The organism is Mycobacteroides salmoniphilum (assembly GCF_004924335.1).
Classification (GTDB): Bacteria; Actinomycetota; Actinomycetes; order Mycobacteriales; family Mycobacteriaceae; genus Mycobacterium; species Mycobacterium salmoniphilum.
Map to the genome: position 1 here is coordinate 2,866,027 of NZ_CP024633.1, position 23,024 is coordinate 2,889,050.

At 62.6% G+C, this 23,024-nt stretch carries 30 protein-coding genes; 12 read left to right on the forward strand and 18 right to left on the reverse strand.

Going from position 1 to position 23,024, the window contains the following annotated elements; translation table 11 throughout:
• Nucleotides 1-96: 96 nt before the first annotated feature.
• The 4 genes from gluA to DSM43276_RS14205 are packed head-to-tail and all read left to right on the forward strand — an operon-like array spanning nt 97 to nt 3,462.
• Nucleotides 97-825: a glutamate ABC transporter ATP-binding protein GluA gene (gene gluA, locus DSM43276_RS14190; RefSeq protein ID WP_169053059.1), complete on the forward strand. Its 729-nt coding sequence runs from the start codon at nt 97-99 to the stop codon at nt 823-825.
• Nucleotides 825-1,844, forward strand: coding sequence for a glutamate ABC transporter substrate-binding protein (locus tag DSM43276_RS14195; protein ID WP_078330104.1), 1,020 nt, complete (start codon nt 825-827; stop codon nt 1,842-1,844). Before gluA ends, DSM43276_RS14195 begins: the two co-directional genes overlap by 1 nt.
• The gene (locus tag DSM43276_RS14200) at nt 1,841-2,524 is read left to right on the forward strand and encodes an amino acid ABC transporter permease (protein WP_078287692.1); all 684 of its coding nucleotides are present in this window, start codon (nt 1,841-1,843) and stop codon (nt 2,522-2,524) included. Before DSM43276_RS14195 ends, DSM43276_RS14200 begins: the two co-directional genes overlap by 4 nt.
• Nucleotides 2,521-3,462 carry an amino acid ABC transporter permease gene (locus DSM43276_RS14205; RefSeq protein WP_078330105.1) on the forward strand — a complete coding sequence of 314 codons (942 nt, stop codon included), beginning with the start codon at nt 2,521-2,523 and terminating at the stop codon, nt 3,460-3,462. The genes DSM43276_RS14200 and DSM43276_RS14205 overlap by 4 nt, the downstream gene beginning before the upstream one ends.
• Here the strand turns inward: DSM43276_RS14205 and DSM43276_RS14210 are convergent, their stop codons facing one another.
• The 3 genes from DSM43276_RS14210 to DSM43276_RS14220 are packed head-to-tail and all read right to left on the reverse strand — an operon-like array spanning nt 3,463 to nt 5,279.
• Entirely contained in the window at nt 3,463-3,915 is a 453-nt protein-coding gene (locus DSM43276_RS14210; protein ID WP_078330192.1) for a nuclear transport factor 2 family protein, read from the reverse strand. It lies immediately after the preceding gene.
• Between the two features lie 13 nt (nt 3,916-3,928).
• The gene (locus DSM43276_RS14215; RefSeq protein WP_078330106.1) at nt 3,929-4,816 is read right to left on the reverse strand and encodes a pyridoxamine 5'-phosphate oxidase family protein; all 888 of its coding nucleotides are present in this window, start codon (nt 4,814-4,816) and stop codon (nt 3,929-3,931) included.
• 1 nt (nt 4,817) lies between these two features.
• Nucleotides 4,818-5,279, reverse strand: coding sequence for a VOC family protein (locus DSM43276_RS14220; protein WP_078330107.1), 462 nt, complete (start codon nt 5,277-5,279; stop codon nt 4,818-4,820).
• 144 nt (nt 5,280-5,423) lie between these two features.
• Between DSM43276_RS14220 and DSM43276_RS14225 the strand changes: the two genes are divergently transcribed.
• Together DSM43276_RS14225 and DSM43276_RS14230 are read left to right on the forward strand one after the other, a co-directional pair.
• On the forward strand, nt 5,424-5,942 hold the full coding sequence (locus DSM43276_RS14225; RefSeq protein ID WP_078330108.1) for a CGNR zinc finger domain-containing protein: 519 nt from the start codon (nt 5,424-5,426) through the stop codon (nt 5,940-5,942).
• 94 nt (nt 5,943-6,036) lie between these two features.
• On the forward strand, nt 6,037-6,420 hold the full coding sequence (locus DSM43276_RS14230) for a hypothetical protein (RefSeq protein ID WP_078330109.1): 384 nt from the start codon (nt 6,037-6,039) through the stop codon (nt 6,418-6,420).
• Nucleotides 6,421-6,432: 12 nt separating this feature from the next.
• Here the strand turns inward: DSM43276_RS14230 and recX are convergent, their stop codons facing one another.
• The 4 genes from recX to DSM43276_RS14250 form a co-directional block, all read right to left on the reverse strand.
• Complete coding sequence (gene recX, locus DSM43276_RS14235) at nt 6,433-7,035, reverse strand: recombination regulator RecX (protein WP_078330110.1); 603 nt, start codon at nt 7,033-7,035, stop codon at nt 6,433-6,435.
• The gene (gene recA, locus DSM43276_RS14240; RefSeq protein ID WP_078326687.1) at nt 7,001-8,041 is read right to left on the reverse strand and encodes a recombinase RecA; all 1,041 of its coding nucleotides are present in this window, start codon (nt 8,039-8,041) and stop codon (nt 7,001-7,003) included. The genes recX and recA overlap by 35 nt, the downstream gene beginning before the upstream one ends.
• Nucleotides 8,042-8,222: 181 nt before the next feature.
• Nucleotides 8,223-8,417 (reverse strand): DUF3046 domain-containing protein, encoded by a 195-nt coding sequence (locus tag DSM43276_RS14245; protein ID WP_070940115.1) that lies wholly within the window; start codon nt 8,415-8,417, stop codon nt 8,223-8,225.
• A gap of 4 nt (nt 8,418-8,421) precedes the next feature.
• Nucleotides 8,422-9,579 (reverse strand): glycosyltransferase, encoded by a 1,158-nt coding sequence (locus DSM43276_RS14250; RefSeq protein WP_078330111.1) that lies wholly within the window; start codon nt 9,577-9,579, stop codon nt 8,422-8,424.
• A gap of 41 nt (nt 9,580-9,620) precedes the next feature.
• Between DSM43276_RS14250 and DSM43276_RS14255 the strand changes: the two genes are divergently transcribed.
• Nucleotides 9,621-10,064, forward strand: coding sequence for a limonene-1,2-epoxide hydrolase family protein (locus DSM43276_RS14255; RefSeq protein WP_078330112.1), 444 nt, complete (start codon nt 9,621-9,623; stop codon nt 10,062-10,064).
• A gap of 101 nt (nt 10,065-10,165) precedes the next feature.
• On the forward strand, nt 10,166-10,600 hold the full coding sequence (locus DSM43276_RS14260; protein WP_078330113.1) for a limonene-1,2-epoxide hydrolase family protein: 435 nt from the start codon (nt 10,166-10,168) through the stop codon (nt 10,598-10,600).
• 3 nt (nt 10,601-10,603) lie between these two features.
• Here the strand turns inward: DSM43276_RS14260 and DSM43276_RS14265 are convergent, their stop codons facing one another.
• The 4 genes from DSM43276_RS14265 to clgR form a co-directional block, all read right to left on the reverse strand.
• Entirely contained in the window at nt 10,604-10,771 is a 168-nt protein-coding gene (locus DSM43276_RS14265) for a hypothetical protein (RefSeq protein ID WP_169053019.1), read from the reverse strand.
• 102 nt (nt 10,772-10,873) lie between these two features.
• Entirely contained in the window at nt 10,874-11,701 is an 828-nt protein-coding gene (pspM, locus tag DSM43276_RS14270; RefSeq protein WP_109556159.1) for a phage shock envelope stress response protein PspM, read from the reverse strand.
• A 110-nt stretch (nt 11,702-11,811) separates the two neighbouring features.
• Complete coding sequence (gene pspA / locus DSM43276_RS14275) at nt 11,812-12,621, reverse strand: phage shock protein PspA (protein ID WP_078326692.1); 810 nt, start codon at nt 12,619-12,621, stop codon at nt 11,812-11,814.
• 123 nt (nt 12,622-12,744) lie between these two features.
• Nucleotides 12,745-13,095, reverse strand: coding sequence for a transcriptional regulator ClgR (gene clgR / locus DSM43276_RS14280; RefSeq protein WP_078330193.1), 351 nt, complete (start codon nt 13,093-13,095; stop codon nt 12,745-12,747).
• 224 nt (nt 13,096-13,319) lie between these two features.
• Here clgR and DSM43276_RS14285 point away from each other — a divergent pair, with 224 nt between their 5' ends.
• A complete protein-coding gene (locus DSM43276_RS14285) occupies nt 13,320-13,748 on the forward strand; it encodes a hypothetical protein (protein ID WP_136629088.1) in 429 nt (142 codons plus the stop codon).
• A 13-nt stretch (nt 13,749-13,761) separates the two neighbouring features.
• Nucleotides 13,762-14,034 (forward strand): FAD-dependent monooxygenase family protein, encoded by a 273-nt coding sequence (locus tag DSM43276_RS14290; RefSeq protein WP_078330116.1) that lies wholly within the window; start codon nt 13,762-13,764, stop codon nt 14,032-14,034.
• 357 nt (nt 14,035-14,391) lie between these two features.
• Here DSM43276_RS14290 and pgsA read toward each other — a convergent pair whose 3' ends face one another.
• Nucleotides 14,392-14,991 (reverse strand): CDP-diacylglycerol--glycerol-3-phosphate 3-phosphatidyltransferase, encoded by a 600-nt coding sequence (pgsA, locus tag DSM43276_RS14295; protein ID WP_109556143.1) that lies wholly within the window; start codon nt 14,989-14,991, stop codon nt 14,392-14,394.
• Between the two features lie 42 nt (nt 14,992-15,033).
• On the opposite strand from pgsA, the gene DSM43276_RS14300 reads away from it, so the two are divergent.
• A complete protein-coding gene (locus DSM43276_RS14300; protein ID WP_109556144.1) occupies nt 15,034-15,579 on the forward strand; it encodes an amino-acid N-acetyltransferase in 546 nt (181 codons plus the stop codon).
• 49 nt (nt 15,580-15,628) lie between these two features.
• Nucleotides 15,629-16,279, forward strand: a complete 651-nt coding sequence (locus DSM43276_RS14305; protein ID WP_078330118.1) for a carboxymuconolactone decarboxylase family protein — start codon at nt 15,629-15,631, stop codon at nt 16,277-16,279.
• A 4-nt stretch (nt 16,280-16,283) separates the two neighbouring features.
• Here the strand turns inward: DSM43276_RS14305 and folE are convergent, their stop codons facing one another.
• From folE to DSM43276_RS14340, 6 genes are read right to left on the reverse strand one after another with little or no spacing between them, the layout of a single operon-like run.
• On the reverse strand, nt 16,284-16,856 hold the full coding sequence (gene folE, locus DSM43276_RS14310; protein WP_078330119.1) for a GTP cyclohydrolase I: 573 nt from the start codon (nt 16,854-16,856) through the stop codon (nt 16,284-16,286).
• A gap of 22 nt (nt 16,857-16,878) precedes the next feature.
• The gene (gene idi / locus DSM43276_RS23870) at nt 16,879-17,916 is read right to left on the reverse strand and encodes an isopentenyl-diphosphate Delta-isomerase (protein ID WP_234803055.1); all 1,038 of its coding nucleotides are present in this window, start codon (nt 17,914-17,916) and stop codon (nt 16,879-16,881) included.
• Nucleotides 17,909-19,123 (reverse strand): cytochrome P450, encoded by a 1,215-nt coding sequence (locus DSM43276_RS14325; RefSeq protein WP_078330120.1) that lies wholly within the window; start codon nt 19,121-19,123, stop codon nt 17,909-17,911. The genes idi and DSM43276_RS14325 overlap by 8 nt, the downstream gene beginning before the upstream one ends.
• 17 nt (nt 19,124-19,140) lie before the next feature.
• Entirely contained in the window at nt 19,141-20,094 is a 954-nt protein-coding gene (locus DSM43276_RS14330) for a prenyltransferase (protein ID WP_078330121.1), read from the reverse strand.
• A gap of 37 nt (nt 20,095-20,131) precedes the next feature.
• Nucleotides 20,132-21,118 carry a polyprenyl synthetase family protein gene (locus DSM43276_RS14335; protein WP_327084863.1) on the reverse strand — a complete coding sequence of 329 codons (987 nt, stop codon included), beginning with the start codon at nt 21,116-21,118 and terminating at the stop codon, nt 20,132-20,134.
• A gap of 13 nt (nt 21,119-21,131) precedes the next feature.
• Complete coding sequence (locus DSM43276_RS14340; protein ID WP_078330123.1) at nt 21,132-22,571, reverse strand: cytochrome P450; 1,440 nt, start codon at nt 22,569-22,571, stop codon at nt 21,132-21,134.
• Between the last annotated feature and the right edge of the window lie 453 nt (nt 22,572-23,024).

The window sequence follows — 23,024 nt, forward strand, 5'->3', positions numbered from 1 at the left end:
CGCTGCGAAAGTGTGGGGAACCCGTATTGTCTGACCATGCCGGTGAGCACCGACACTTCAACGAGCGGGGAAAACGCCCCCGCAACAAGCATCCCGATGATCTCCCTTGAGCATGTCGATAAGCATTTCGGCGACCTGCACGTTCTCAGGGACATCACCCTCGAAATCCCCCGCGGCCAGGTTGTCGTCATCCTCGGCCCCTCGGGCTCGGGCAAGTCGACACTGTGTCGCACCATCAACCGTCTGGAACCCATCGACACCGGCACCATCCGGATCGACGGCAAGGCACTCCCCGAAGAGGGGCGCGCGCTGGCCAACCTGCGCGCGGAGGTGGGGATGGTTTTTCAGTCCTTCAACCTCTTCTCACACAAGACAATTCTCGACAATGTGACGCTCGCACCGATGAAGGTGCGCAAGAAAGACAAGGAGTCCGCGCGCAAGCATGCGATCGAACTGCTTGAGCGCGTCGGAATCGCCAGTCAGAAGGACAAATACCCGGCGCAACTATCCGGCGGGCAGCAACAGCGCGTCGCGATCGCGCGATCCTTGGCCATGGGCCCGAAGGTCATGCTCTTCGACGAACCCACCTCCGCGCTGGACCCCGAAATGGTCAATGAGGTTCTCGACGTCATGGTGTCGCTGGCCAAAGAGGGCATGACCATGCTGGTGGTCACTCATGAGATGGGGTTCGCCCGTAAGGCCGCCGACCGGATCATCTTCATGGCCGACGGTGCCATCATCGAGGACACGGACCCGGAGAGCTTCTTCACCAACCCGAAGTCCGAACGCGCCAAGGACTTCCTCGGCAAGATCCTCGGGCATTGATGAGTCGCTTGCGCGAAGAAGCTCAAGCACCGATGCGACGACGCACCGCACTGATGGCGGCTGTGGCCTTGGTTGCGACTCTGATCAGTTCCTGCGGCAGTACCGAACCCCGTCAACTACTCGGATCGATCCGCAGCGGCACCGTCATCCTCGGCACCAAATTCGATCAGCCCGGGGTGGGCCTGCAGCACCCCGACAAGAAGATGAGTGGATTCGACGTCAAGATCTCGGAGTACGTCGTCAATGCCATCGCCGACGAACTTGGTGTCGCACACCCGGCCATTCGTTGGTACGAGACGCCGTCGGCGCAGCGCGAACAACTCATCGACAACGGCACCGTGGACATGATCGCCGGGAGCTACTCGGTCAACTACAGCCGCGCCCAGAAGGTGTCCTTCGCCGGCCCGTACCTCATTACCTACCAAGGGCTTCTGGTGCGCAAGGCGGATAACTCACTGACCACGCTGGATGACCTGAACCGGGGCAAGAAGCTGTGTTCGGTATCCGGCTCGACGCCCGCGCAGAACGTGAAGAACCTGCTGGCCGGCACCCAGTTGCAGGAGTTCGACTCCTATTCTTCCTGCGTGGAGGCGCTGCGGCGGGGCAAGGTCGACGCCCTCACCACCGACGAGACGATCCTGGCGGGATACGCCAAGCGTTACGAGGGCGAGTTCAAGCTGATTCAGATGAACTACGAGCTGAGCAAGCCGTTGTGCATCGGAAAACCCAAGAAGCAGAAGAAGAACGGCGACCCGTTCTCCCGGGAGGTTTACGGGATCGGCCTCGCGAAGGGTGATACCGCCGCCATCGAGGCCATCGACCGCGCCCTCGACAAGATGATCGCCAGCGGAACCTGGGATGCCGATCTGCGGGACGCACTCGGTAACAGCACGATCGATGATTGGGAGAAGCGCGCCACGAGCGGCACCTACGGCCTGCTGCCCGACCCGTCACCCGCCGCGATCGAGAAGATCACCGGCATCAAGCCCGTCGCCGACAAGGCCTGTGAGGCCGCATGAACGCGCTATGGGCGAACATGGGGCCGCAGCTGTGGCCGGCGTTCTGGACCACCCTCAAGCTGACATTCTTCTCTGCCGTGGGCGCACTGGTGTGGGGCACGCTCCTGGCGGAATGCCGGGTCTCGCCAGTGCCGATCATGCGGATCTTCGGCACCTGGTACGTCAACCTGATCCGGAACACCCCACTGACCCTGATCATTCTGTTCTGTTCGGTGGGGCTCTACCAGAATCTCGGTATCGCACTGGCGCCCGAGAACTCAAACTTCATCAGAAACAACAACTTCTGGTTATCGGTTCTCGGGTTCTCTTTGTATACAGCGACTTTCGTGTGCGAGACATTGCGCTCCGGGTTCAACACCGTCCCGCTAGGCCAGGCCGAGGCAGCCCGGTCCCTCGGAATGCCGTTCTGGAGGGTCCTGACGCTCATCGTGTTACCGCAGGCCATGCGTGCGGTGCTGGCCCCCATGGGCAGCGTGCTGATCGCGCTGGTGAAGAACACCTCGATCGCCTCGGCGATCGGCGTGGCCGAGGCCGCCCTGCTGATGCGATCGGAGATCGAGCTGTTCGCCGACCAGATTGTCTGGATCTTTCTCATCATTGCGGCGGGCTACATGGTGATCACGCTGACGATCGGGTTGACCTTCGGATACTTCGCGAAGCGGTTGGCGGTGAAGCGATGACCGGCAGTGCCACCGTCATGTACGACGCGCCCGGTCCAAAGGCCCGCGCGGTCAATCGGATCATCGCCGTCGCGTTCATGGCCCTCGTGGGCGCGGCCGCGGCCTGGGTGATCTGGACTCTCGTCGCCAATGAACAGCTCACCGCCGAAAAATGGTCACCCTTCCTGCGCCTGGACACGTGGACGACGTACATCCTGCCGGGGCTGTTGGGAACCATCACCGCGGCGGCGTTGTCGATCGTCTTCGCGCTGATTCTCGGTGCGGTGCTCGGCATCGGCCGGCTCTCCGAACACCGCGCGGTGCGCTGGATTTCGAGTGCCCTCGTCGAATTCTTCCGCGCGATCCCCGTACTGATCTTGATGGTGTTCTCGTACTACCTGTACGGGCAACAGGCCATTTTCCCGTCCGAGTATCTGGCATTCGCCGCCGTGGTGACGGGACTGTCGCTGTACAACGGTTCAGTCATCGCCGAGATCCTGCGTTCGGGCATCCAGTCGCTACCCTCGGGACAGTCCGAGGCCGCCGTGGCGCTGGGCATGCGCAAGTCACAGATGATGCGGCTGATCCTGCTCCCCCAATCGATTGCGGCGATGCTGCCCGCTCTCATCTCTCAGATGGTCATCGCACTGAAGGACTCTGCGCTGGGCTACGCATTCGGCTACATCGAGGTGGTGCGTTCGGGCATCCGCTCGGCGTCGTACTACGGAAACTATCTGCCCGCGCTCGTCGTGGTCGCAGTCATCATGATCCTCATCAACTTCGCCCTGTCGTCGCTGGCCACCAACATCGAGCGTCAGCTGCGGGAAGGTCGCAAGAAGAAGAGCCTCTTGGAGGTTCCGCACGCACAGCCCGAACCGGGGTTGGTCACCAAAGATCTCCTCGAGACACGTGGCGTGGATCCCGCGCACAAGGACTTACGCCGGGACTACGGCGAGTAGTCACCGGATGGCCAGTGGCGACTCGTCACCGGCCGGGCGGGGACCGAAGATGCTGCGTTCTTCTTCGGCGATCTGCGTGTCATTGATGCTGGCTTCGCGCCGCGACATCAGCCCTTCCGCGGTGAACTCCCACAATTCGTTGCCGTAGCTGCGCCACCACTGGCCGGCCTCGTCATGCCATTCGTATTGAAAGCGCACCGCCATCCGGTTTTCCCGGAACCCCCACAGCTCCTTGCGCAGCGCGTACCCGTTCTCCTTGGCCCACTTACGGGTCAAGAAGTCAACGATTTCGGCGCGTCCGGTAATGAACTCGTCGCGATTTCGCCACACCGAATCTTCGGTATAGGCAGCGGCGACGCGCTCGGGATCGCGCGTGTTCCAGGCATTCTCGGCGGCCCTGACCTTCTCGCGGGCGGAATCGATGTCGAACGGTGGCAGCGGTGGGCGCATGATGTGTCTTTTCTTGTCAGAGAGGCGGATTGGCGGGCGAAGGTTCAGCTTCACCCCACCGTAGGCGGCTGGCATTCACGATCTCGACGACCTCGTCGATGGTGAAGTCGACGGAACACTGCGCACCCGGGGCGAAAGTACCCTCGTCCCAATTGAGGCGCGCGATGCCCGAGAGCTGCAGAGTCGATCCGGTATGCCAATTCGGGATCAGCAGACCACACCGGGGATCGACATGCAGATTCCCCAGTGTCATGAACATCGAGTTGCCCAGGTAGTCGGGCCACCGTAGTTCGTTCGGTGAGAGCACCCGCAGGAAACCGGAACTGCCGCCGCGATGCGATGCGTCGGCGTTGCCTTCGCTGTCGGCGGTACCGATGATGAAGGTGTCCGTTGCCGCGACCGTCCGCTGCTGCTCCTCGTTCAGGGCGGTCGCGCGGCGCGGTGTCCCGGGCAGTCCGGGCCCGATCCCGGAGACGTCGCGCCGCGCAATGTACTTGGGGCAGTTGGAATACACCTGATCGGTGGTGAGAATCAGGCCCTGCCCCGACGGCACCGCGGTGCCATTGACGCGCATCCGGCGCCGTCGTTGCGGCTGCAACGCGATCATGCCGATCTTGCGCTCCGATTGCAGTGGCTCCGCCAGTGGGTCGCCCGGAACCGGCACACCGTCAATCGCGATAGTTCGGGCGTCAGTGGCATGCGCGAACCCCGGCGGACCGACGATCTGGCTCGCCCACATCCGGCCATCGTCATCCCGGGCCGATACGAACACCAGCGGTTGGGCGGCAAGAAAGGCGGCCGCAACCTCAGGTATCTGTGCCGAGATGATCCGCCCGACACGAATGGCACTGTCGGACTGTCCCATTCGATGCTGAACGGCGAGCTCGCCGGGGTGGTAAGTCATCTCAGAAGAATCCGCATGTCGGCGCGTCGCCCGCCGGCGCCTCGTGCTGCTCGACGCCCGTTCCCGCGAACACCTCGAGACGGATCCCGTCGGGATCGGTGAAGAAGATCCCGCCCGAGGACGCCCCTTCCCGGTGCGCGACCACTCCGTCGTACGCGAACACGGTCGATAGTTCCTTGAGGACTGCCTCCACTTCCTGCACCTCCTGCACGGAATCCACCTGGAAGGACAAATGGTGCAAGCCTGGTGTGGCCGCCGAGAATTCCCCACGACTCTGCTCCCAGAGGGTGAGCACGGGAACGCCGTCGAATCCGAGGAACGCGAAGCGCTGTGCGCCGTCGGCGCTCACCACGAGCTGGTCGAATGCGAACGCTCGCTGGTAAAACGCCACCGATCGCTCCAGATCGCTGACATTGAGTCCGACATGACCGGTGATGACGCGGGGGGTGATGGCAGTGCCCATGAATAATCCTTCCTAACCTGTAAATCCTTCTTGATGGTTAGACGGTAATCAGGGCGGGGCCCACTGTCAACCGTCTATTTTACTTTTATCGGTTAGGATTCATGTGACACGCTCCCCCGGAAAGGAGGCGGCTAACCTCAGGCCATGTCCGATCCACGTCCCCATCTCGGCGAACCGCTCGCACTGGATCTGCTGAACACCCGGTGGATGAGTGGCGATGGACCGCAGGATCTGTTCACCGCTCCCGGTGGCGTGCAAATTTGGTTGCGCACCAACAATCTTCAGGATCGATGCGCAGCCGATGACAAGACCCGAGAGGCATTGCTCCTCGCGCGTGACGCCATCTACCGCGCGGTGAAAGATTCCGATATCGACGAGATCAACGCCGTGCTGTCCCACGGCGCAATCCGCCGCTCTCTGACTGCCGACGGGCCGGTCGACATCGCCGAGGTTCCCGAACCACACTGGCTTCCCGGCTGGCTCGCCGCCGACAGCCTGCTGGCCCTGCTGGCAGAGTCTCCCGATCGGATCAAACAATGCGCCCACCCGCAGTGCGTGTTGTTCTTCTACGACACGTCCAAGAATGGGGCCCGTCGCTGGCATTCGATGGCGACCTGCGGAAACAGGGCAAAGGCCGCGCGGCACTACGCCAAAAGCGTGTGATCAACCTTCACAGCTGCATCACAGGACCGATTCTTACTCAACTATCACAATCGAGGTATTACGTAACAGGTATCACTTCGTTACCATAACTCCCATGCGCAACATCGTATTGGCCGTTGGCGTGTCCGCCGTTTTTGGGGTGGCGTGCGCGGGAGCAGCACTCACGGGTGCACCGGTGGCCTACGGAGCTCCGTTGAACTTCGATTGCCTGCAGGTCGCGACGCCGGTTGGAATGAATCTCACCTGCGTGAACCCGACTCCCTTCACCATGGACGCACACTTCAAGGGGAATTGCGGGCCGCTCCCCATGCTCAACGAAGACACGGAGATCGGGCCGTTCAAAACGATCTCCCGCCAGGTACCGTGCCTGCCGGGCGTGCAGTCGCCGACGGCCGAAGCGTCGATGAGCATGAGATCCAACGCGCCGGACGAGGGCGGCCCGCCACCCAATCCGCCGGCTCGCCCTTTCGGTCTCTAGGACCGGCTTCAGTCACCCGACGTTGCGACGTTCTGTCTCTGACGCCAGGGCATTCTTCACGACGTCATAAGCCATGGACTGGCTGTATCCGCGACGCGCGAGCATGGCCACCAATCGACGTGCGGCCTTGATACCCCCATCATCGAGACTTTCTGACCGGAGTTTCTTGGCGACAAGCTGTGCCGCACGGGAACGCTCGGCATCTCCGTCGATCTGCGCGAGCGCCGCGGCCGCATTCTCGGCCGACACTCCCTTGGTCCGAAGCTCTGCAGCCAAGGCACGCTTGCCTTTTCCGGCGTAGGTATGCCGGGACTGCACCCATTGCGTTGCAAAGTCGGCGTCATTGATCAGTCCGGCGGCGGCCAGCCGTTCCATGACTCGATCAGAAACCTCATCGGGGTACCCGCGCCGAGTTAGCCTTTCGGTCAGCTCGGCGCGGGTACGCGCCCGACTTGTCAACAGGCGAAGGCAATATGACCACGCCTGCTCGTCCCGCGAGTCAACCGGTTCACGCGTCGGGGCTTCGGGTACCGACGCGACCCGGGATCGCAGTTCGTCTAGGGATTCCCGAGAGGGGGAATCAGAAGTCGACTGGGGCCGGGACAACTTCGTCATCGGTCAGCACCGCTCCGATACCGAGCTTCTCCTTGATCTTCTTCTCGATCTCGTTGGCGACATCGGCGTTCTCCAACAGGAAGTTGCGGGCGTTCTCCTTGCCCTGACCCAATTGCTCACCCTCATAGGTGAACCAGGAACCGGACTTGCGGATGAAGCCCTGCTCCACGCCCATATCGATGAGCGACCCCTCCTTGGAGATGCCCTTGCCGTAGAGGATGTCGAACTCTGCCTGCTTGAACGGCGGCGACACCTTGTTCTTAACCACCTTGACGCGAGTGCGGTTACCCACTGCATCGGTGCCGTCCTTGAGGGTCTCGATACGACGCACATCAAGGCGAACCGACGAGTAGAACTTCAAAGCCTTACCACCCGTGGTGGTTTCGGGCGAGCCGAACATCACACCGATCTTCTCACGGAGCTGGTTGATGAAGATCGCGGTGGTGCCCGAGTTGCTGAGGGCACCGGTCATCTTGCGCAGGGCCTGGCTCATCAGGCGGGCCTGCAGACCGACATGGCTGTCGCCCATCTCGCCCTCGATTTCGGCGCGCGGTACCAGCGCGGCCACCGAGTCGATGACGACGAGGGAGATGGCGCCGGAACGCACCAGCATGTCGGCAATTTCCAGAGCCTGCTCACCGGTATCCGGCTGGGATACCAGCAGCGAGTCGGTGTCGACACCGAGGTTCTTGGCGTATTCCGGGTCGAGCGCATGCTCGGCATCGATGAATGCGGCGATACCGCCGGCGGCTTGCGCGTTGGCGACCGCGTGCAGCGCGACGGTGGTCTTACCGGAGGATTCCGGCCCGTAAATCTCGACCACACGGCCACGGGGCAGGCCGCCAATACCGAGCGCCACGTCCAGCGCGATGGATCCGGTTGGGATCACGGAGATGGGCTGACGCACCTCGTCGCCGAGCCGCATGACCGAGCCCTTACCGAAGTTCTTGTCGATTTGTGCGAGCGCGAGCTCGAGAGCCTTCTCGCGATCCGGTGCCTGCGCCATGGTGTTCTCCATTTCGTCTTGGTGTTCGAAGATCGGGTTCCCGATCGGTTGAGGTGGACGCTAACCGAGCCCACCGACAAGCGATCTACCTGCGCGGACCGTTCATTCGACTGAGATTAGAGTAAGGCGAACATCTGTTCGAATCAAGCAGGCGCGCCGGTGCGGCGTGTCACCCGAACCATCACCATTGATCGCGCGGAACGTCGAAATCGGCGCATAGCGCCCGCCACACGTCACGGGGTTCTGCCCCATCCTCGACGGCCTGCGCCGCGGTGCGTCCGCCCATCGCGGTCAGTACGTGGTCAACCAGCACGGACGAGCCGTAGACCGCACCGAACCGACCGGTGACAAGCTCATGAAATTCCGTCAGACGCACACGGTCACTTTAGGGCCGCCATCGCGTCCTGGCACACCCGTACCGGATCCTGCACGTCGACGGCACCGGCGGCAGCCCGGCGAGCGGCCTCCGTATAGCGCCGCGCCCCCAGGACACGACCGATGGCCGCGGTCAGTGAATCTCGGTTAAGCGGCCGGACCAACTCGGCACTACCTTGCCGTACAACACGATTCGCCAGCTCCCACTGATCGCCGCCACCGGGAACCACCACCACCGGCACCCCAGCCAGCAGCGCTTTACTTAAAAACCCATGTCCCCCACCACAAATGGCGAGATCCGCCCCAGCCAGCAACAAGTCCTGACGCGCCAGCCCCGCAACCGCCCACGGCGGCAACCCGGATGCGGCCGGATCCAGCGCAGAGACAACCACGCGCGCGCCCGCCGATTCCAAGGCCTGTAGTGCCAGTTCGGTCATACCCTCAGCCCCGGTGAAAGCCGTCGACGGTGCGATCACGACCACCGGGCCCGAACCCGAGGGTGGCTGCAGCACAACGTCTGTGGGCTCCCAGTGCAGCGGCCCCACCAGCACTGCCTCATCCGGCCAGTCAGGTCTCGGTACCTCCAGCGCCGGCAGTGTCGCGATCAACCGTCGGACAGGCCCTGGATCTTTGGCGGACAAGCCAATGCCAACCCGCGCCTGGGAACGCTGACTCAGCCCCTCGTTGATCGACTTCTGGGTCAGCTTGCGCATCAGCACATCGCGCAGCCGGCCACGCAACCCCACCCCGGGAGCCAGTCCACTTCCCAATGGTGGCAAAGCTTTTGACGGAAGATATAGCGGATGCGGATTGAGCTCCACCCACGGCACGCCGAGCAGTTCGGCAGCCATGCCGCCGCAGGCGGTGATGACATCGGAGACGATCAGGTCCGGTGATAGTTCGCGCAGCTGATCGACATTGGCGGCCGCCATGTATGCGGCGCGCTGATGGATCTTGGTGCCGGAGTCCAGGTCGTCGTCCTCGGCACGCGGCTGCAACCCGAGAAGCTCGATCGATTCCACACCAGCCGAACGGGCCTGGTCGAGCCAGCGCGTGCCCGTCAGAAGCACCGGATCGTGGCCGGCGGCGGCGAATTTGAGGCACAACGCGATCGCGGGAAAGGCGTGCCCGGGATCGGGACCGGCGACCACAGCGACACGCACCGCCCTACCCTGCCACAGCGATTCGGACTACCGTGAAATGCATGACCTACAGCACGCTGGAACTGGCCGCGCTCACCCCGGCACAGACCGTCACCCGCTTCCTGGAAGCCGCTCAGAACGGTGACACCGATTTCGCAGAAAGTGTCCTGGACGAGAATCTCGTCTACCAAAACGTGGGCCTGCCGACGATCCATGGACGTCGCGCAGCGCTGAAGGTGTTCGAGCCGCTCAAGCGCCCGGGGTTCGGTTTCGAGGTGCAGATCCATCGCACCACCACCAATGGGAACACCGTGATGAATGAACGTCACGATGCCATCGTGCTCGGTCCGCTGCGCCTGCAGTTCTGGGTCTGCGGGGTCTTCGAGGTCTCCGACCAGGGCACCATCACCCTGTGGCGCGACTACTTCGACATGTTCGACATGTTCAAGGCCACGCTCCGGGGATTGGTGGGCATCCCGTTGCCCGCACTGCGGCCAAGTTTCTGACCGCTAAGCGGCCTACGAATCGGTCCACCCTGTCTTGGGCTGCACCCCGATATCTGGCCGCACCCCTTCTCTGATCCGCGACGCGTGTCTACCGTTGCCCCATGACGGACACGCTCGCCACCACCGCCCCCATCGAGATCGTCGAGGGATTCTGGGACGCCCTGCGCCGCAGCGACCTGGCAGCCCTCGATGTACTACTCGATGACGCCGTGCGCTGGGAAAACGTGGGCCTGCCCACGGTCCGTGGGCGCACCACGGTGCTGCGGGCCCTGTCCTCGCTGAATCTGCCGGGCGCCGGTTTCGACGTCAAGATCCACCGGATCACCTCCGAGGGCAACACCGTGATGACCGAGCGCACCGATGTCATCATCGTGGGTCCGCTGCACATCGCGTTCTGGGTGTGCGGTGTCACCGAGCTTTCCAACGATGGCAAGGTCGCGCTCTGGCGTGACTACGCCGACATCTGGAACCTCACCAAGGGCCTCGCCCGAGGCATCCTCGGGATCGTGGTCCCCGCCTTGCGCCCGACACTCTGAACCTCATGGCAGCGGAGTCTTGTCCGCATCCGTCACCGCGCGGTACAGCATCACGCCGCCGAGAATCAGCACACCGACCACCAGCATCGGCACCAAGAGCTTGAAGATGGCGCCCACCACAAGGAATGCCAGCCATACAACCAGCAGCACGCCAATGATCTTCCACACCACAGGTACCCACCGTTCTCTCGACTTGCTGCGATAGAGCAAGCCTGGCAGGGCAACGAGCACCTGAGGAACCCCGGAATTCGAAGATCAGGGAAAGATCGGGGATTACCCTGACAGCTGGCCGAGCTCTTCGAGCGCACCCGCCCACCCAGTGAGACGATCGGTGGCCGATACCAGGTCATCGAAGAGCGGCCCGCGCGACATCGGCGATGCCATGACCGCCCCGCCGTTTGCGGCAGACACCAATTGCGCTGCCGCAGTGACCAACTCGTTGTATTGCCGCACACCCGTGTCGAGCTGCGCGGTGAACGCCTTGATGGTCGGCTGCAGATACTCCCGGGTGTGCGGTGCCTCGACCGCGGCCCGCTCCATGGACACCACTTCTTTGGCAGTCGCGGCCATCACATACGCAGCCTGGTTGGCTGCGGCAAGGATCTGGCGCCCCTCGCTGTGCGGAATCATGTTGCCGCGCTCCACCACTCCGAGGAGAGAGAACAGCCCACGCTCGGCGGCGTCCAGGGCGGCCATGGGCGGACGAGCGGCCGAACTCAACGGCGGCAGCCGCCGCTCCACCCCGGGGCGCGGCGGCGGCAACGGCTCAGCCTTGAGGAAGCGATACCGCACCAACAGATACGTCGCCGGAATCGCACAGCCGGCGGTGAGTAGCGCCGGAATGATCAGCAGCCAGGGCGGCGCACCGGTGGTCGCGAGCACCGTGGTGACAAGCAGGCCGGCCGCACAGGCCAGCGCCCAGCGGATACTCCAGCGCTTGGCCCGCAGCCGCTTCCGCAGCAGCTTCTCGCGTTTGTCGGACATCGCGTGCATGCGGTGGGCGAGTTCCTCACCAAGATCATTGACGTTGGTGAGCACGCGGCGCAGCAGCTGGTCCCAGCCTCCTTGGACCGCGGTGCGGCGGGGCGGCTGGGGGGTCATGTTCACATTGTGCCCGAAAATTTCGCGGCCGCCGAGTACGAATGTTCGCGCGACAAATCCGCCGAGTGCGAGCGATAGCGCTCACACTCGGCGGATTGAAGGGAAGAAAGCTACTGCTGGCCCAGCGGATTGGCCGGGTTGACCTGCTCGGGCGCCGTCGCGGGCGCCGGCGTCGCGGTGCCACCGGCGGGAAGGGCCTCACCCTTCATGGAGGCGCGAATCTGCTCCAGGCGCGAATGCCCGGCCATCTGCACGCTGGCCTGCTGTACCTCAATCATGCGGCCCTGCACCGAGTTCTGCGCCAGCTCCGCCGAGCCCAGAGCATTGGCATAGCGACGCTCGATCTTGTCGCGCACCTCGTCCAGGCTCGGGGTGTTACCGGGAGCCGCCAGCTCACTCATCGACCGCAGCGAGGCGGACACCTGCTCCTGCATCTTGGCCTGCTCCAGTTGGCTCAGCAGCTTGGTGCGCTCGGCGATGCGCTGCTGCAGCATCATCGCGTTCTGCTCGACGGCCTTCTTGGCCTGGGCCGCGGCGGCGAGCGCCTGGTCGTGCAGCGCCTTGAGATCCTCGACGCTCTGCTCGGCGGTGACCAGCTGGGCGGCGAACGCCTCGGCGGCGTTGTTGTATTCGGTTGCCTTCGCGGCATCACCCGAGCCGGTGGCCTGGTCGGCCAGGGTCAGCGCCTGACGAACGTTGACCTGAAGTTTCTCGACGTCAGCGAGCTGACGGTTGAGTCGCATCTCGAGCTGGCGCTGATTCCCGATCACCGAGGCAGCCTGCTGCGAGAGCGCCTGGTGGTTCCGCTGGGCCTCCTCGATGGCCTGCTGAATCTGCACCTTCGGGTCTGCGTTTTCGTCGATCTTCGCGTTGAACAGTGCCATCAGGTACTTCCACGCCTTGACGAACGGGTTAGCCATGAGATCGATCCGCTTTCTGTCGCAGTCGTCACTATCTAGGAGTGCGTGGGTCCCAACTTATCGGTTGCACGTCGATTCCCCCACCCCCTACCGGGGCGCAAAACAATGCGACCGCCACAGTAGTTAGGCGGCCGCCATTGCGCGAACCTGCGGAATGACCACCTTGGTGGCGACATCGATCCCGCTGAGCGAGCGCGATGCCGACGTCACCGCGGGCTGCGGAGCCGCGACGGGCGCCTCACGACGGGCCATCCGCTCGCTGACCTCTGATAACACCGCCGAAAGCGGGACCTCGAGCGCGCCGCAGATCGCGGCCAGCAGCTCGCTGGAGGCTTCCTTGCGACCGCGTTCCACCTCGGACAGATATCCGAGGCTGACGCGGGCGGAGTCCGACACCTCACGCAAGGTCCTTCCCTGCCCGGATCGAGCGCTCCGCAGGGTGTCGCCGATGGCCTCTCGAAGCAACAGCGCCATGTCCTTCTCCTTTGCGTCCTGAACGTCGGCGTCCATACCGCGTAGTAGTTGAGTCTGCCTTGCTCAACGTTGCCGCGCACGCGGAGGTTCCCGGAAGTTTGGGTGACAGACACCTCAGTCCGGACCGCTTCCGGCGGAATCATCGTTTCGGTCGATAGACAGTTCAGCCGTTCGGGTGTTGTAGTGATGCACTTCGGCTTGCCCCGGTTGATGAAAGGACTTACGTGGCAGAAATCGTCTGGCATTTTGAGCACCCGCGGATGGCCGTATGGGAAGCGACACTCAACGCCGATCGGTGGCCACTGCGCGTAGATAGTTTCAGTCCAGTCGAGGGCGCCACATTCACCAGTGGTCCTTTTCCGGCGCTTGGCGGCGAGTACCTCGGGAGGCTCAACTGCAGTGTGTCAACGCTGCGTCCCCATGAGCTCTGCGTGTTCGACGTTTCAGTACCCAAGCACGCTGGATCGCCGTCGCAGTGGGAAATCCGCACCGAATGGTCCGATCACGCAGGGGGCACGCAGGCTGTCACCACGATCTGCGGAGCCCGCCCCGGTAGCCACAGCGACCGTCTACTCATGGACATGCTCGGCTCGGTGATTCGCTGGATGTACGGCCACGTCGACGAGGATCTCAAGGAGCCGACGGGCCGATGACGTCGATGCGGAGTTGATCGAGCCGGTCGCGGTGCGACTGCGCAAGGTGTTTGGATCGCGCCCCCGGGGCCGCATACTCGGCGAAGTACTCGATGCGATGGGACTCGGCCAATCAGTATCTCTTCGATTCGGTCGGACAGGTCCCAGGGACCGCTGGCACAACGACCGTGTGGCGCTCGTCGGCGACGCGGCCTGGTGCGAAACGATGTACTCCGGGCTCGGAGTGTCGTCGGCGCTGGCCGGCCCCGATCTGCTGGGCACCATGCTCGACCGCTACCCCCGATGATCTGAATTCGGCTCTCGCCGAGTGGGAGCGCGCTGCGGCCGTTCATCGACGCCTATCAGAACTTCGGGCTCACCCAGCGTTTCTTCTTCACACCCGAAAATCGCAAGGAATTGCTCTTACGTCGAGGGCTTGCCCGGCTAGTCCACACGCCGTTCACCCGAACACTGCTCGCCCGCCTGACTCAGGGCAGCAGGACCGCACGCCTCAAAGATCAGGATATCGCCGGGGACGTTGAGAACCAGTCGCTCTAGCGCTGGGGAAAAGCCGTACCGGTGAGGTGCTCGGAGGCGGCCCACAGCTGCTCAGCGACTTCGAGATCGCTGGCAGCTGCCGAGCGGCCGCGCCCGTTTGGCGGATTTATGCGGATGTGGGACGAGGACGCAACGCCTGCACCAGATAGTCGATGCCGGTGAGGACGGTGAGGACCACCGCCAGCCCCATGAGGACCACCGCCGCGGTGTGCCAGTACCCCGTCAACGGCAGCAGATAGCCGGCGATCGCCAACGACTGGACCATGGTCTTAAGCTTGCCGCCCCGGTTTGCCGGGATCACACCATGGCGGAGCACCGAGAAGCGCAGCACCGTGATCCCGACCTCACGCACCAAGATGACCACGGTCACCCACCACGGAAGATCTCCGAGGACACTGAGCCCCACCAGTGCCGCGCCGATGAGCGCCTTATCGGCGATCGGGTCGGCGAGCTGGCCGAATGGGGTGACCAGCCCATAGCGGCGGGCGAGCACGCCGTCGTATCGGTCGGTAGCGATGGCCAGCGCGAATACCCCGAAAGCGGCAATGCGCCAGGAGGATTGGTGCCCGCCCTCGGTGAACAGGACGACGATGAACACCGGTATCAGCACGATGCGCAGCACCGTGAGGATGTTGGCAATGTTCAGCAGAGGCACCGGCGCAGCCGAAGCCTCGGAATCAGGCTGGGTTTCCGGTGGCATCGGCACGTCAAACAGCCTATCTGTTCTGGAGCTGGCTACTGTTCACGCATGAGCGCTGAAGGTACATCCGGCATCTCAGGGAATCCGGGGCACACGACCCCCACGGTGACCGTTCGCCGGTCCCGTACCTCCGATGTGCCCGCTATCAAGGCGCTTGTCGACGTCTACGCCGGACGGATCCTGCTGGAGAAGAACCTGGTGACGCTGTACGAGGCGGTCCAGGAGTTCTGGGTGGCCGAACTCGGCGGAGAGATCGTCGGCTGTGGCGCCCTGCACGTGCTGTGGTCGGACCTCGGCGAGGTGCGCACCATCGCGGTGCACCCCAGGCTCAAGGGGGCCGGAGTCGGGCACGCGATTGTCAGCCGCCTGCTCGATGTCGCCAGAGATCTGGAACTCAAAAGGGTGTTCGTGCTGACTTTCGAGGTCGACTTCTTCACCAAACACGGATTCAGCGAGATCGAGGGCACCCCGGTGACCGCCGAGGTGTACGAGGAAATGTGCCGGTCCTACGACACCGGTGTGGCCGAGTTCCTCGACCTGAGCTACGTGAAGCCGAACACGCTGGGCAATACCCGGATGCTCGTCCACCTCTGATTCCGCGCATCGGGACCTTTTCAGCACGATCGTCGGCCAAGATCGAGGCATGCCACGACTGCGCCAGGTGTCCCGCGCCGAAACCGACGACCGACTTGTCCATCGCATGTATGACCAGATTTTCGGCGACCGCGATCCGGTCACCGCTCCGGGAACCACGACCGGCACCCCGGGTGACTGGTGGACGGTCTTTGCGCTCGTACCCGACGCCCTGAAGCACTCGGTCCAGGGTTTCGCGTTCTACCGCAGCCCCGATCGCAAGCTGGACCCGGTTCTGCGTGAGCTTGGACAGACCCGGGCCGGCTGGGCACGCCGCAGCCAGTTCGTCTTCTCCCAGCACTGCAAGTCGTGCCGCATTGTCGGCATCTCGGAGGAGATGATCGCCGCGATCCCGTCGTGGAGTACGGCCGAGTGCTTCACCCCTGTACAGCGCGCCGTGCTGGCCTACACGGACTGCTTGGTGCTCGACGGCGGCCGGGTACCCGATGGCGTGTTCACCGCACTGAAGGCCCACCTCTCCGATGAGGAAATCCTGGAGCTCACCTACATCACGGCCATGTACGAGATGCACGCGGTGATGAGCACGGCGCTGCGTTTGGAGTGGGACAACCGCGACGAGCCGATCGTAGAAATCGCGGCTCCCGAGGGGTTCACATCCTTCGATGTGGGCGACGCCATCGCACTGCGGCGCGACGAGTAGTGACTCAGCGCCGTATCTGTGCGTGCTCGGCGAGCACTGCCACAACATCGGGATGGCCAGGTACCCACTGACCCGACATCGCGTGTGTCGTCGTTACGCTGGCTGGCTCCTTGACTCCTCGAATCTCCATGCAGCCGTGGGCCGCGGTGATGAAGCAGGCAGCACCAACCGGTGAAAGTTCTTCTTGCACTGCGGTTGTCACCTGGTATCCGATACGCTCCTGCACCTGCAGGCGCCGCGCATAACCGTGGACCACCCGAGCCAGCTTCGAGAGGCCGACAACCTCGCTACCTGCACCCGGCCGGTAGGCAACAGTCGCGACCCCGGTGATGGGCAGCAGATGATGTGCGCACGTGGAGACGAGCCGTATCCCAGCCACGATCACCAGACCGGGATCGCTCGGCGCCGGAAACCGCCGGCGCAGGTGGACGGCGGGGTCCTCGTCGTATCCGGCAAGCGATTCCGCCCACGCCCTGGCCACCCGCCCTGGAGTGTCCTCCGTGTGCTCGTCATTGCCGACTCCAGTCGCCAGCAGTAGATCGGTCACGGCGGACTTCACCTTCTCCACATCGATCATCGAACGGTGCTCCCCTCTCTGTTCATGCGCTCCACGACGGCGACTCGGTCAATTCCGCGGCATTGACATGTGTTTCCGTCACCTTGACGCGGTGGACCGTGACATTGGACCAACCGGCCTCGGCAATGAATCCCGCGGTGACCCGGGCCAGCAGTTCGGAAACGTTCTCGACCGTGGGCCACTCCAAACCGTGCGAGGGGGCGTCGAGGCCAAATCGAAAGAGCTTCGATCGCTCTGCCCGGAGAGCCGGCACAAGCGGGTCCGCGTGTCCGAGCATCGCGCCGTGATCAAGATTGGCGTCGATCCAGTCCCGCAGCCGTGCCTTGAGTATCCCGAAGTCGACGAGGATCCCTTGCTCGTTCAATGCCCCAGCCACCGTAATCTCTGTCCACCAGGAATGCCCGTGCAGGTTGACGCACTTTCCGCCGAGGATGGGCAGCCGATGCGCGGTCTCGAAATTATGGCGCACCGTAACGGTCCGCGTCGTGGTGCGCCCGCTAGCCTGGAACGGCACCAATTCCCTTGAACCAGAAGGCAAGTTTCGTATTTGCGCAAGCTTGGCGACCTGCAACTTGCACCATGGCGACACCGGACGGGTACCGGCGAGCACTTCGTCGCACAGCTGCGTCCACGGCAGCCATCGGTAACCCGCCACTTCGTCCGGGTTCAGAGTCGGGACCTCTGCGATCGTGCCCACATAGACCGGGCAGACTTCGTTCTCAACCACGCCGTTCTCCATGGCTGCCCGATAACGAAAGTCTGGCAGTGCCAGCTGCGGTGATGACATCTGGACACCGAGCTCGTAATGCACCCGTTCGATGATCGCCTCGGCGATATCCACGCCCGGAGGTGGATGTCCGCAGCAGCTGTTGGACCAGGCCCCCGGCCAGGTCCGCTTACTCCAAGCGCGCTGGGTAAGGAGCACGAACCGATAGGACGGATCGAACAGGTAACAAGAAAAGGCAAGGTGCAGTGGAGTGTTGTCGTCATGCACGGTCGCCTTGGGTGCGATGCCGCACGCCCGACCGGCGTCATCCAGGAGCACCACGTCATCAGTCATGGCTGCGCCGTTCCCATCGAATCGGTAAGGCATCGCGAATGTTGACCATCGGCAGAGCCGCCCGCCACGTGGCCGGGTCAGGCAGCACGGGGCAGGTAAATCGTTGCATCAATGCCACCAATGCTTCTTCCAATTCGATTCGGGCCAAGCCGGAGCCGAGGCAGCGGAATATCCCACCACCGAAAATCAGTTGGCGCTTCTGGTGTTTGGCCAGAATGTCGAAGGTGCCCGCACTGTCATACGCTCTCGGATCTCGCGTTGCACTCGGCGGACAGAACATCACGAACTGGCCCGGTTCGAGGGTGAGGTCACGGTAGTCGATCCGCTCGGTGGCGAAGCGGAAAATCGCACGGATCTGCGGCGCAAAACGCAGCACCTCATCGACCGCCTGGCCGATCAGCTCCGGATTTCGATGAACCAGTTCCCACTGCCGCGGGTGGCCGTGAAAAGCGATCAGCGCCCGACCCAACTGACGGGCCACCGATTCCTGACTGGCCCAGGCGATATCCAGGACAAGCCCCTCTGCTTCTGCCCTGCTCAGCAGGTTCGTTCCGGAAACCTCTGCGGCAAGGAAAGATACGAAGTCCTCACCAGGCTCCCGCAGACGAAACTCAAAGAGACCATGGACGTACTTCTTGAGCTGCTCAATACCCTGATCAATGATCGGCAACACCGCAGGCAGGTCACTCCATACGAACACCAGACCGGCATCCTTCGACACCAATCGGAACATCTCATGATCGCCATCCGGAACACCCAGCAAGCGCGCGATTGCCCCGCTGGCATAGGGGGATCCGAATCGCTCCGCGAAGTCGACGATCTCGTCGGCCGGCATATCTTGAGCCAGGTTCTGTGCCAATGTCCGCAATGCTGGGCGCAGCGCCTCAACTCGCTTGGGGCTCAAGCCCGGAGCCGCCACGGACCGTAGGCGCAGGTGGTCTTCCTGTGGGGTGTTGCGCACCGTCGTGATCCACCAGTCATACATCGGACCTGACGTGACCCCGTTCATACGCAGGAACCGGCGACCGTCTAGACCCAGGCGGGGATCTTTGAGAAGCTCGGCGCATTCTTCATAGCGCAGAACAACCGGACCCTGTGGACTCTGCGCGAACCAATACTGCTCGCGGGCCCGATCAACCTCGTCCGAGGCGAGATCGAAGTCCCGACTCAAGAGATCGAGAAATGGCACCGACGGCGCTGTAAGCATTGCGTTCTCCTGCGTAACTATCTGCTGATGAGGACGTAGGCGGCGGGTATCACGGTCGACCAGGCCAGGATTGGCGCGTAGTAAGGCAAATACTTCGTGTATGAGCGCACCACGTCGACACCGTCGGCGACCGGCTTACCGATCACGCGCCGCAAGATGCTGGCGTTGACCGCCAACGCGATACCGACACCGAGTCCATACGGCAGCAGCGCCCACGAGAATCCGCCAAGCTCGAGCACCGCCCACGTGACCAGACCGGCGCCAAGACCTACCAGAACGGTTCCCAGCATAAACGCACGTGTAAGACCAAGAGCGCGAACCGAAGTGAGCACACCAAACTGCTCATCCTCGGGAATGTCCTCGGCTGTTTTAGCCACCATCACGCCGTTGAGAGTCAGACCCATTCCGAAAATCGCCACGAGCGTGAACCATTCGATTGGGTACGGCAATGAACGAATGATGATCAGCCCAGGCACGATCGTGAGGGTGATGTTCAGCACGGGAATCTGCCAGATCCCCCGGCCTTTCAGCCGTAGCGGCGGCAACGAGTACTGGGTTCCAAAGAACAATGCCGCCAGGCCAATACCAACCAGATCCCAGTGCCGGGTGGTGAACATCAGGTACAAACCGAGCACTACGCAGAGCACAATAGTGGCGTTGATCTCACGCCGTACGCGCGTTTCACCCAAACCGAACACCGCAGTGGCCTGCCGCGACTTGTGCGCGAGGTCTTGGTCACGATCAGCCAGGCAGTTCACCATATTGCATATCTGTTCGCCCTGAATGACCAGCACCGCAGCAGCCAAGAATGGCAGGGACACTAGGTCCGTCCACGAATGTGCGCTGAGAAACGCGGCAACCAGAATGGTTGCTACGGTGCTGGAGAGGAACTCTGGACGACGGATGTGTACGGAGTACCGCAGATGTGTACGCCATGATGTCGGCGTCTCTGCGTGGGCAAGTTGATCCATTGTGTGATCACTCTCCTGGCGTGGGCATCCGTTGCGGTTATGCGACACGAGTCGCCATATGCTGGATGAGATTCGAAAATGCCTGGCGTGCGGGATTTTCCGGAAGCTGTAACAAGTCGCTCTGCGCCTGGCCGCCCAGTTCAACAAGCTTTTGTGCAGCGAGTTTCACTCCTTGCGCCTCATTGATGAGAAACAGTGCCTCATCGACGAGACGCGGGTCGTCGATCGGCCCGTGGAGTAGCTCGCGCAGCCGCTGGCCGGCAGGGCTGTCATCGCGCATGGCATAGAGCATCGGCAGGGTGATAATCCCTTCCCGTAAATCAGTACCGATGGCTTTGCCTGACTGCGAGAAATCAGAAGAGACGTCGATGATGTCGTCGGAGATCTGAAACATCGTTCCGAGCAGATCGCCAAATCGGTACAGACAGTCGACATGTTCCTTACGGGCACCGGCAAGCTGCGCCCCCAACTGACCTGCGGCCGCAATGAGCACGCTTGTCTTGCGCCGAATGGTGATCCAGTAATGGGACTCTGGATCGGTCTCCGCAGGAGCCCCCATCGTCTCCTGCATCTGCCCCGCCACCAGCTCGGTGAAGGTCACACCGATGATGTCCATCGCGTGCTCCCCCAATGTGGCCGCGATCCGCAGCACACGGCCAATCAGATAGTCGCCCGCGAGAACAGCGATTTTGTTGTCCCACATCGCATTCGCGGAATGCACACCGCGGCGCACCAGCGCGCCATCCATCACATCATCGTGATAGAGCGTTGCCAAATGAGCGATCTCGATCATCGCCGCCGCGAGCACCACCTGAGGATCGTCGGCACCGGGTCCGAACTGTGCCGCCAGTAACGTGAACAGAGAGCGGAAGCGCTTCCCGCCGGCCCGCGAGAGATGTGACACCGCGTCCAGGACACGCTCGTCGTAGTCGTCCAGCTCAATGGCGAACTGCCGCTCCACATCCTGGAGTCCTTGCCGCGCGATCTGCGTAAGCACCGGATCACCCAGATCAATGCCGCCCACCAAGACTCCGCCGCTAACCGACATGGACGGCCCCCTTCAACGACCTTCTCGGGGATAGCGCGAGGCGCATCCCATGTTTGGGACGAAGCGTTATCTTCGACAACATCTCCACTCGGTGCCCGGGGTCGTGTTCGAACCGATAGTTTTGAATCAGCGCAGCCAACACCAGCTGGCCTTCCATCAATGCGAAATGCTTACCTATGCAGACATGCGGTCCACCGCCAAACGGCACATACGCGCGGTGATGAACACCTGCCGGTTTGTCTCCAACGAATCGAGCAGGTTCGAACTGTCCCGGGTCCCGCCACTGCTCGGGATCACGCCCGATATTGAAGACGCTGATAAGCAGCCGCGCGCCCTTGGGTATCCGATAGCCCCCGAGTACGGTGTCCTCACTGACCAGCCGCGGCAGGATTGGTGCAGAGGGATAGAGCCGCAACGCCTCGCTCACCACCTGCTGCGTGTAGGGCAGGTGCGCCAGGTCATCCAGCGCGGGAAGGCGCCCACCCAGCACGCTATCCACTTCCGCCTCCAACACTTTGCGCGCATTATCGTTCTGCGAGAGCAGATATAGCGCCCAGGTGAGGGTTTGTGCCATCGTCTCGTGGCCCGCGGCAAAGGTCGTGATCACCTCGTCCCGGATTTCGGTATCGCTGAGCCCCTCCCCGGTGTCTGCATCCCGCGCACTGAGGAGCATGTCAAGTAAGTCCCCTCCAGTGCCGGGGTTTCTCCGCCGCGACCGAATCAGCTCATACACAAAATCGTCGAAAGAACCCATCAACTCCCGAAATCGCCGATTGGCCGGAGTCGGCACGATCAACGGGGGACTGAAAGGATTCTGCTGCCGGTTAAATGCGTAGGTCAGGATCTCCTCGACCGATTCCGGTGTGACGATAATGTCAGCATCGGCCGCCCTCATGCCAAACATGCAGCGCGACACAATATCCAGGGTCGCCCGGATGATGACTGGATGGACGTCCACGACAGCGCTGCTTCGGGAAACCTCCGCCAGATCGGCAAGCATGGCCTGCGCGCACTCCACCATCGTGGAGTACATCCCCGCGATGCTGGGCCGCGAGTAAAGGGGTTGCATCATCCGGCGATTGCGTTTCCAGTGCTCATGGTCTGCGGTCGTCAGCAACCCCTGCCCCAGCACCAAACGCAGCGGGCTGGTGTTGCCGAGCTTGCCGTAAACAGCCGTGTTGGCAAGTACTTCGGCGGCAAGCTGGTGGTCCGAGACGCAGTAAACCTGCAATGGGCCAAGACGGTAGCGGACCACTCCCCCATAGCGTTCCCACCCGATCCGGGTCGCTTCGAGAATGTCCCGGCGAAACGCAGGGATGCTCCCCAACAGGGGGGATCCGGGGACCAGCGGCGCCAGCGGGCTATCCGCCCATCCGCTGTCAGCTGCATTAGCTGCAGATTTATCCAGACGCGATCTCGAGAGCCTCATACAAGCAGCCTTCCGCTATGGCGAGAACCACATGTCGACATCCGTGCGATCTAAATCACACGCCACCTGGGGAGGAACACTCCCACAATGCCAGCCGGCATCCAAGGGGATTTAATTTGCTGAATGGTGTGTCAATCGTCACCCTGCCGAGACCTTGACAGCGGGATTTATCCATACTACAAGCGCAGTGATCGTCTCACTGCGCCGACAGTGCAATAACACACGACCTAACTTATGCCTATTTACCTGCGTAGATGGGACACGCCTCATCGCAGGCGTGTGTCGCCGGGTGACGCGGAATTCTCCAGGCGGCGGAGATGGTCCATTGGTCAGAAGATGTCGAGAACTCAGTAAAAGAGTTACTGCGAACGTGTCGACGACTGCAATTCTGGCTAATGCGTGTATCCACTCTTGCGGGATGAGAACCCAACGGGCCCCTCGTCTAGCGGAACC

Excerpts from the sequence above, each read along its gene's own strand:
- gluA (WP_169053059.1), top strand. The coding sequence starts at position 97 with ATGATCTCCCTTGAGCATGTCGATAAGCATTTCGGCGACCTGCACGTT.
- DSM43276_RS14195 (WP_078330104.1), top strand. The coding sequence starts at position 825 with ATGAGTCGCTTGCGCGAAGAAGCTCAAGCACCGATGCGACGACGCACC.
- DSM43276_RS14200 (WP_078287692.1), top strand. The coding sequence starts at position 1,841 with ATGAACGCGCTATGGGCGAACATGGGGCCGCAGCTGTGGCCGGCGTTC.
- DSM43276_RS14205 (WP_078330105.1), top strand. The coding sequence starts at position 2,521 with ATGACCGGCAGTGCCACCGTCATGTACGACGCGCCCGGTCCAAAGGCC.
- DSM43276_RS14215 (WP_078330106.1), bottom strand. The coding sequence starts at position 4,816 with ATGACTTACCACCCCGGCGAGCTCGCCGTTCAGCATCGAATGGGACAG.
- DSM43276_RS14220 (WP_078330107.1), bottom strand. The coding sequence starts at position 5,279 with ATGGGCACTGCCATCACCCCCCGCGTCATCACCGGTCATGTCGGACTC.
- DSM43276_RS14225 (WP_078330108.1), top strand. The coding sequence starts at position 5,424 with ATGTCCGATCCACGTCCCCATCTCGGCGAACCGCTCGCACTGGATCTG.
- DSM43276_RS14230 (WP_078330109.1), top strand. The coding sequence starts at position 6,037 with ATGCGCAACATCGTATTGGCCGTTGGCGTGTCCGCCGTTTTTGGGGTG.
- recX (WP_078330110.1), bottom strand. The coding sequence starts at position 7,035 with ATGACGAAGTTGTCCCGGCCCCAGTCGACTTCTGATTCCCCCTCTCGG.
- recA (WP_078326687.1), bottom strand. The coding sequence starts at position 8,041 with ATGGCGCAGGCACCGGATCGCGAGAAGGCTCTCGAGCTCGCGCTCGCA.
- DSM43276_RS14255 (WP_078330112.1), top strand. The coding sequence starts at position 9,621 with ATGACCTACAGCACGCTGGAACTGGCCGCGCTCACCCCGGCACAGACC.
- DSM43276_RS14260 (WP_078330113.1), top strand. The coding sequence starts at position 10,166 with ATGACGGACACGCTCGCCACCACCGCCCCCATCGAGATCGTCGAGGGA.
- pspM (WP_109556159.1), bottom strand. The coding sequence starts at position 11,701 with ATGACCCCCCAGCCGCCCCGCCGCACCGCGGTCCAAGGAGGCTGGGAC.
- pspA (WP_078326692.1), bottom strand. The coding sequence starts at position 12,621 with ATGGCTAACCCGTTCGTCAAGGCGTGGAAGTACCTGATGGCACTGTTC.
- clgR (WP_078330193.1), bottom strand. The coding sequence starts at position 13,095 with ATGGCGCTGTTGCTTCGAGAGGCCATCGGCGACACCCTGCGGAGCGCT.
- DSM43276_RS14300 (WP_109556144.1), top strand. The coding sequence starts at position 15,034 with ATGAGCGCTGAAGGTACATCCGGCATCTCAGGGAATCCGGGGCACACG.
- DSM43276_RS14305 (WP_078330118.1), top strand. The coding sequence starts at position 15,629 with ATGCCACGACTGCGCCAGGTGTCCCGCGCCGAAACCGACGACCGACTT.
- folE (WP_078330119.1), bottom strand. The coding sequence starts at position 16,856 with ATGATCGATGTGGAGAAGGTGAAGTCCGCCGTGACCGATCTACTGCTG.
- idi (WP_234803055.1), bottom strand. The coding sequence starts at position 17,916 with ATGACTGATGACGTGGTGCTCCTGGATGACGCCGGTCGGGCGTGCGGC.
- DSM43276_RS14325 (WP_078330120.1), bottom strand. The coding sequence starts at position 19,123 with ATGCTTACAGCGCCGTCGGTGCCATTTCTCGATCTCTTGAGTCGGGAC.
- DSM43276_RS14330 (WP_078330121.1), bottom strand. The coding sequence starts at position 20,094 with ATGGATCAACTTGCCCACGCAGAGACGCCGACATCATGGCGTACACAT.
- DSM43276_RS14340 (WP_078330123.1), bottom strand. The coding sequence starts at position 22,571 with ATGAGGCTCTCGAGATCGCGTCTGGATAAATCTGCAGCTAATGCAGCT.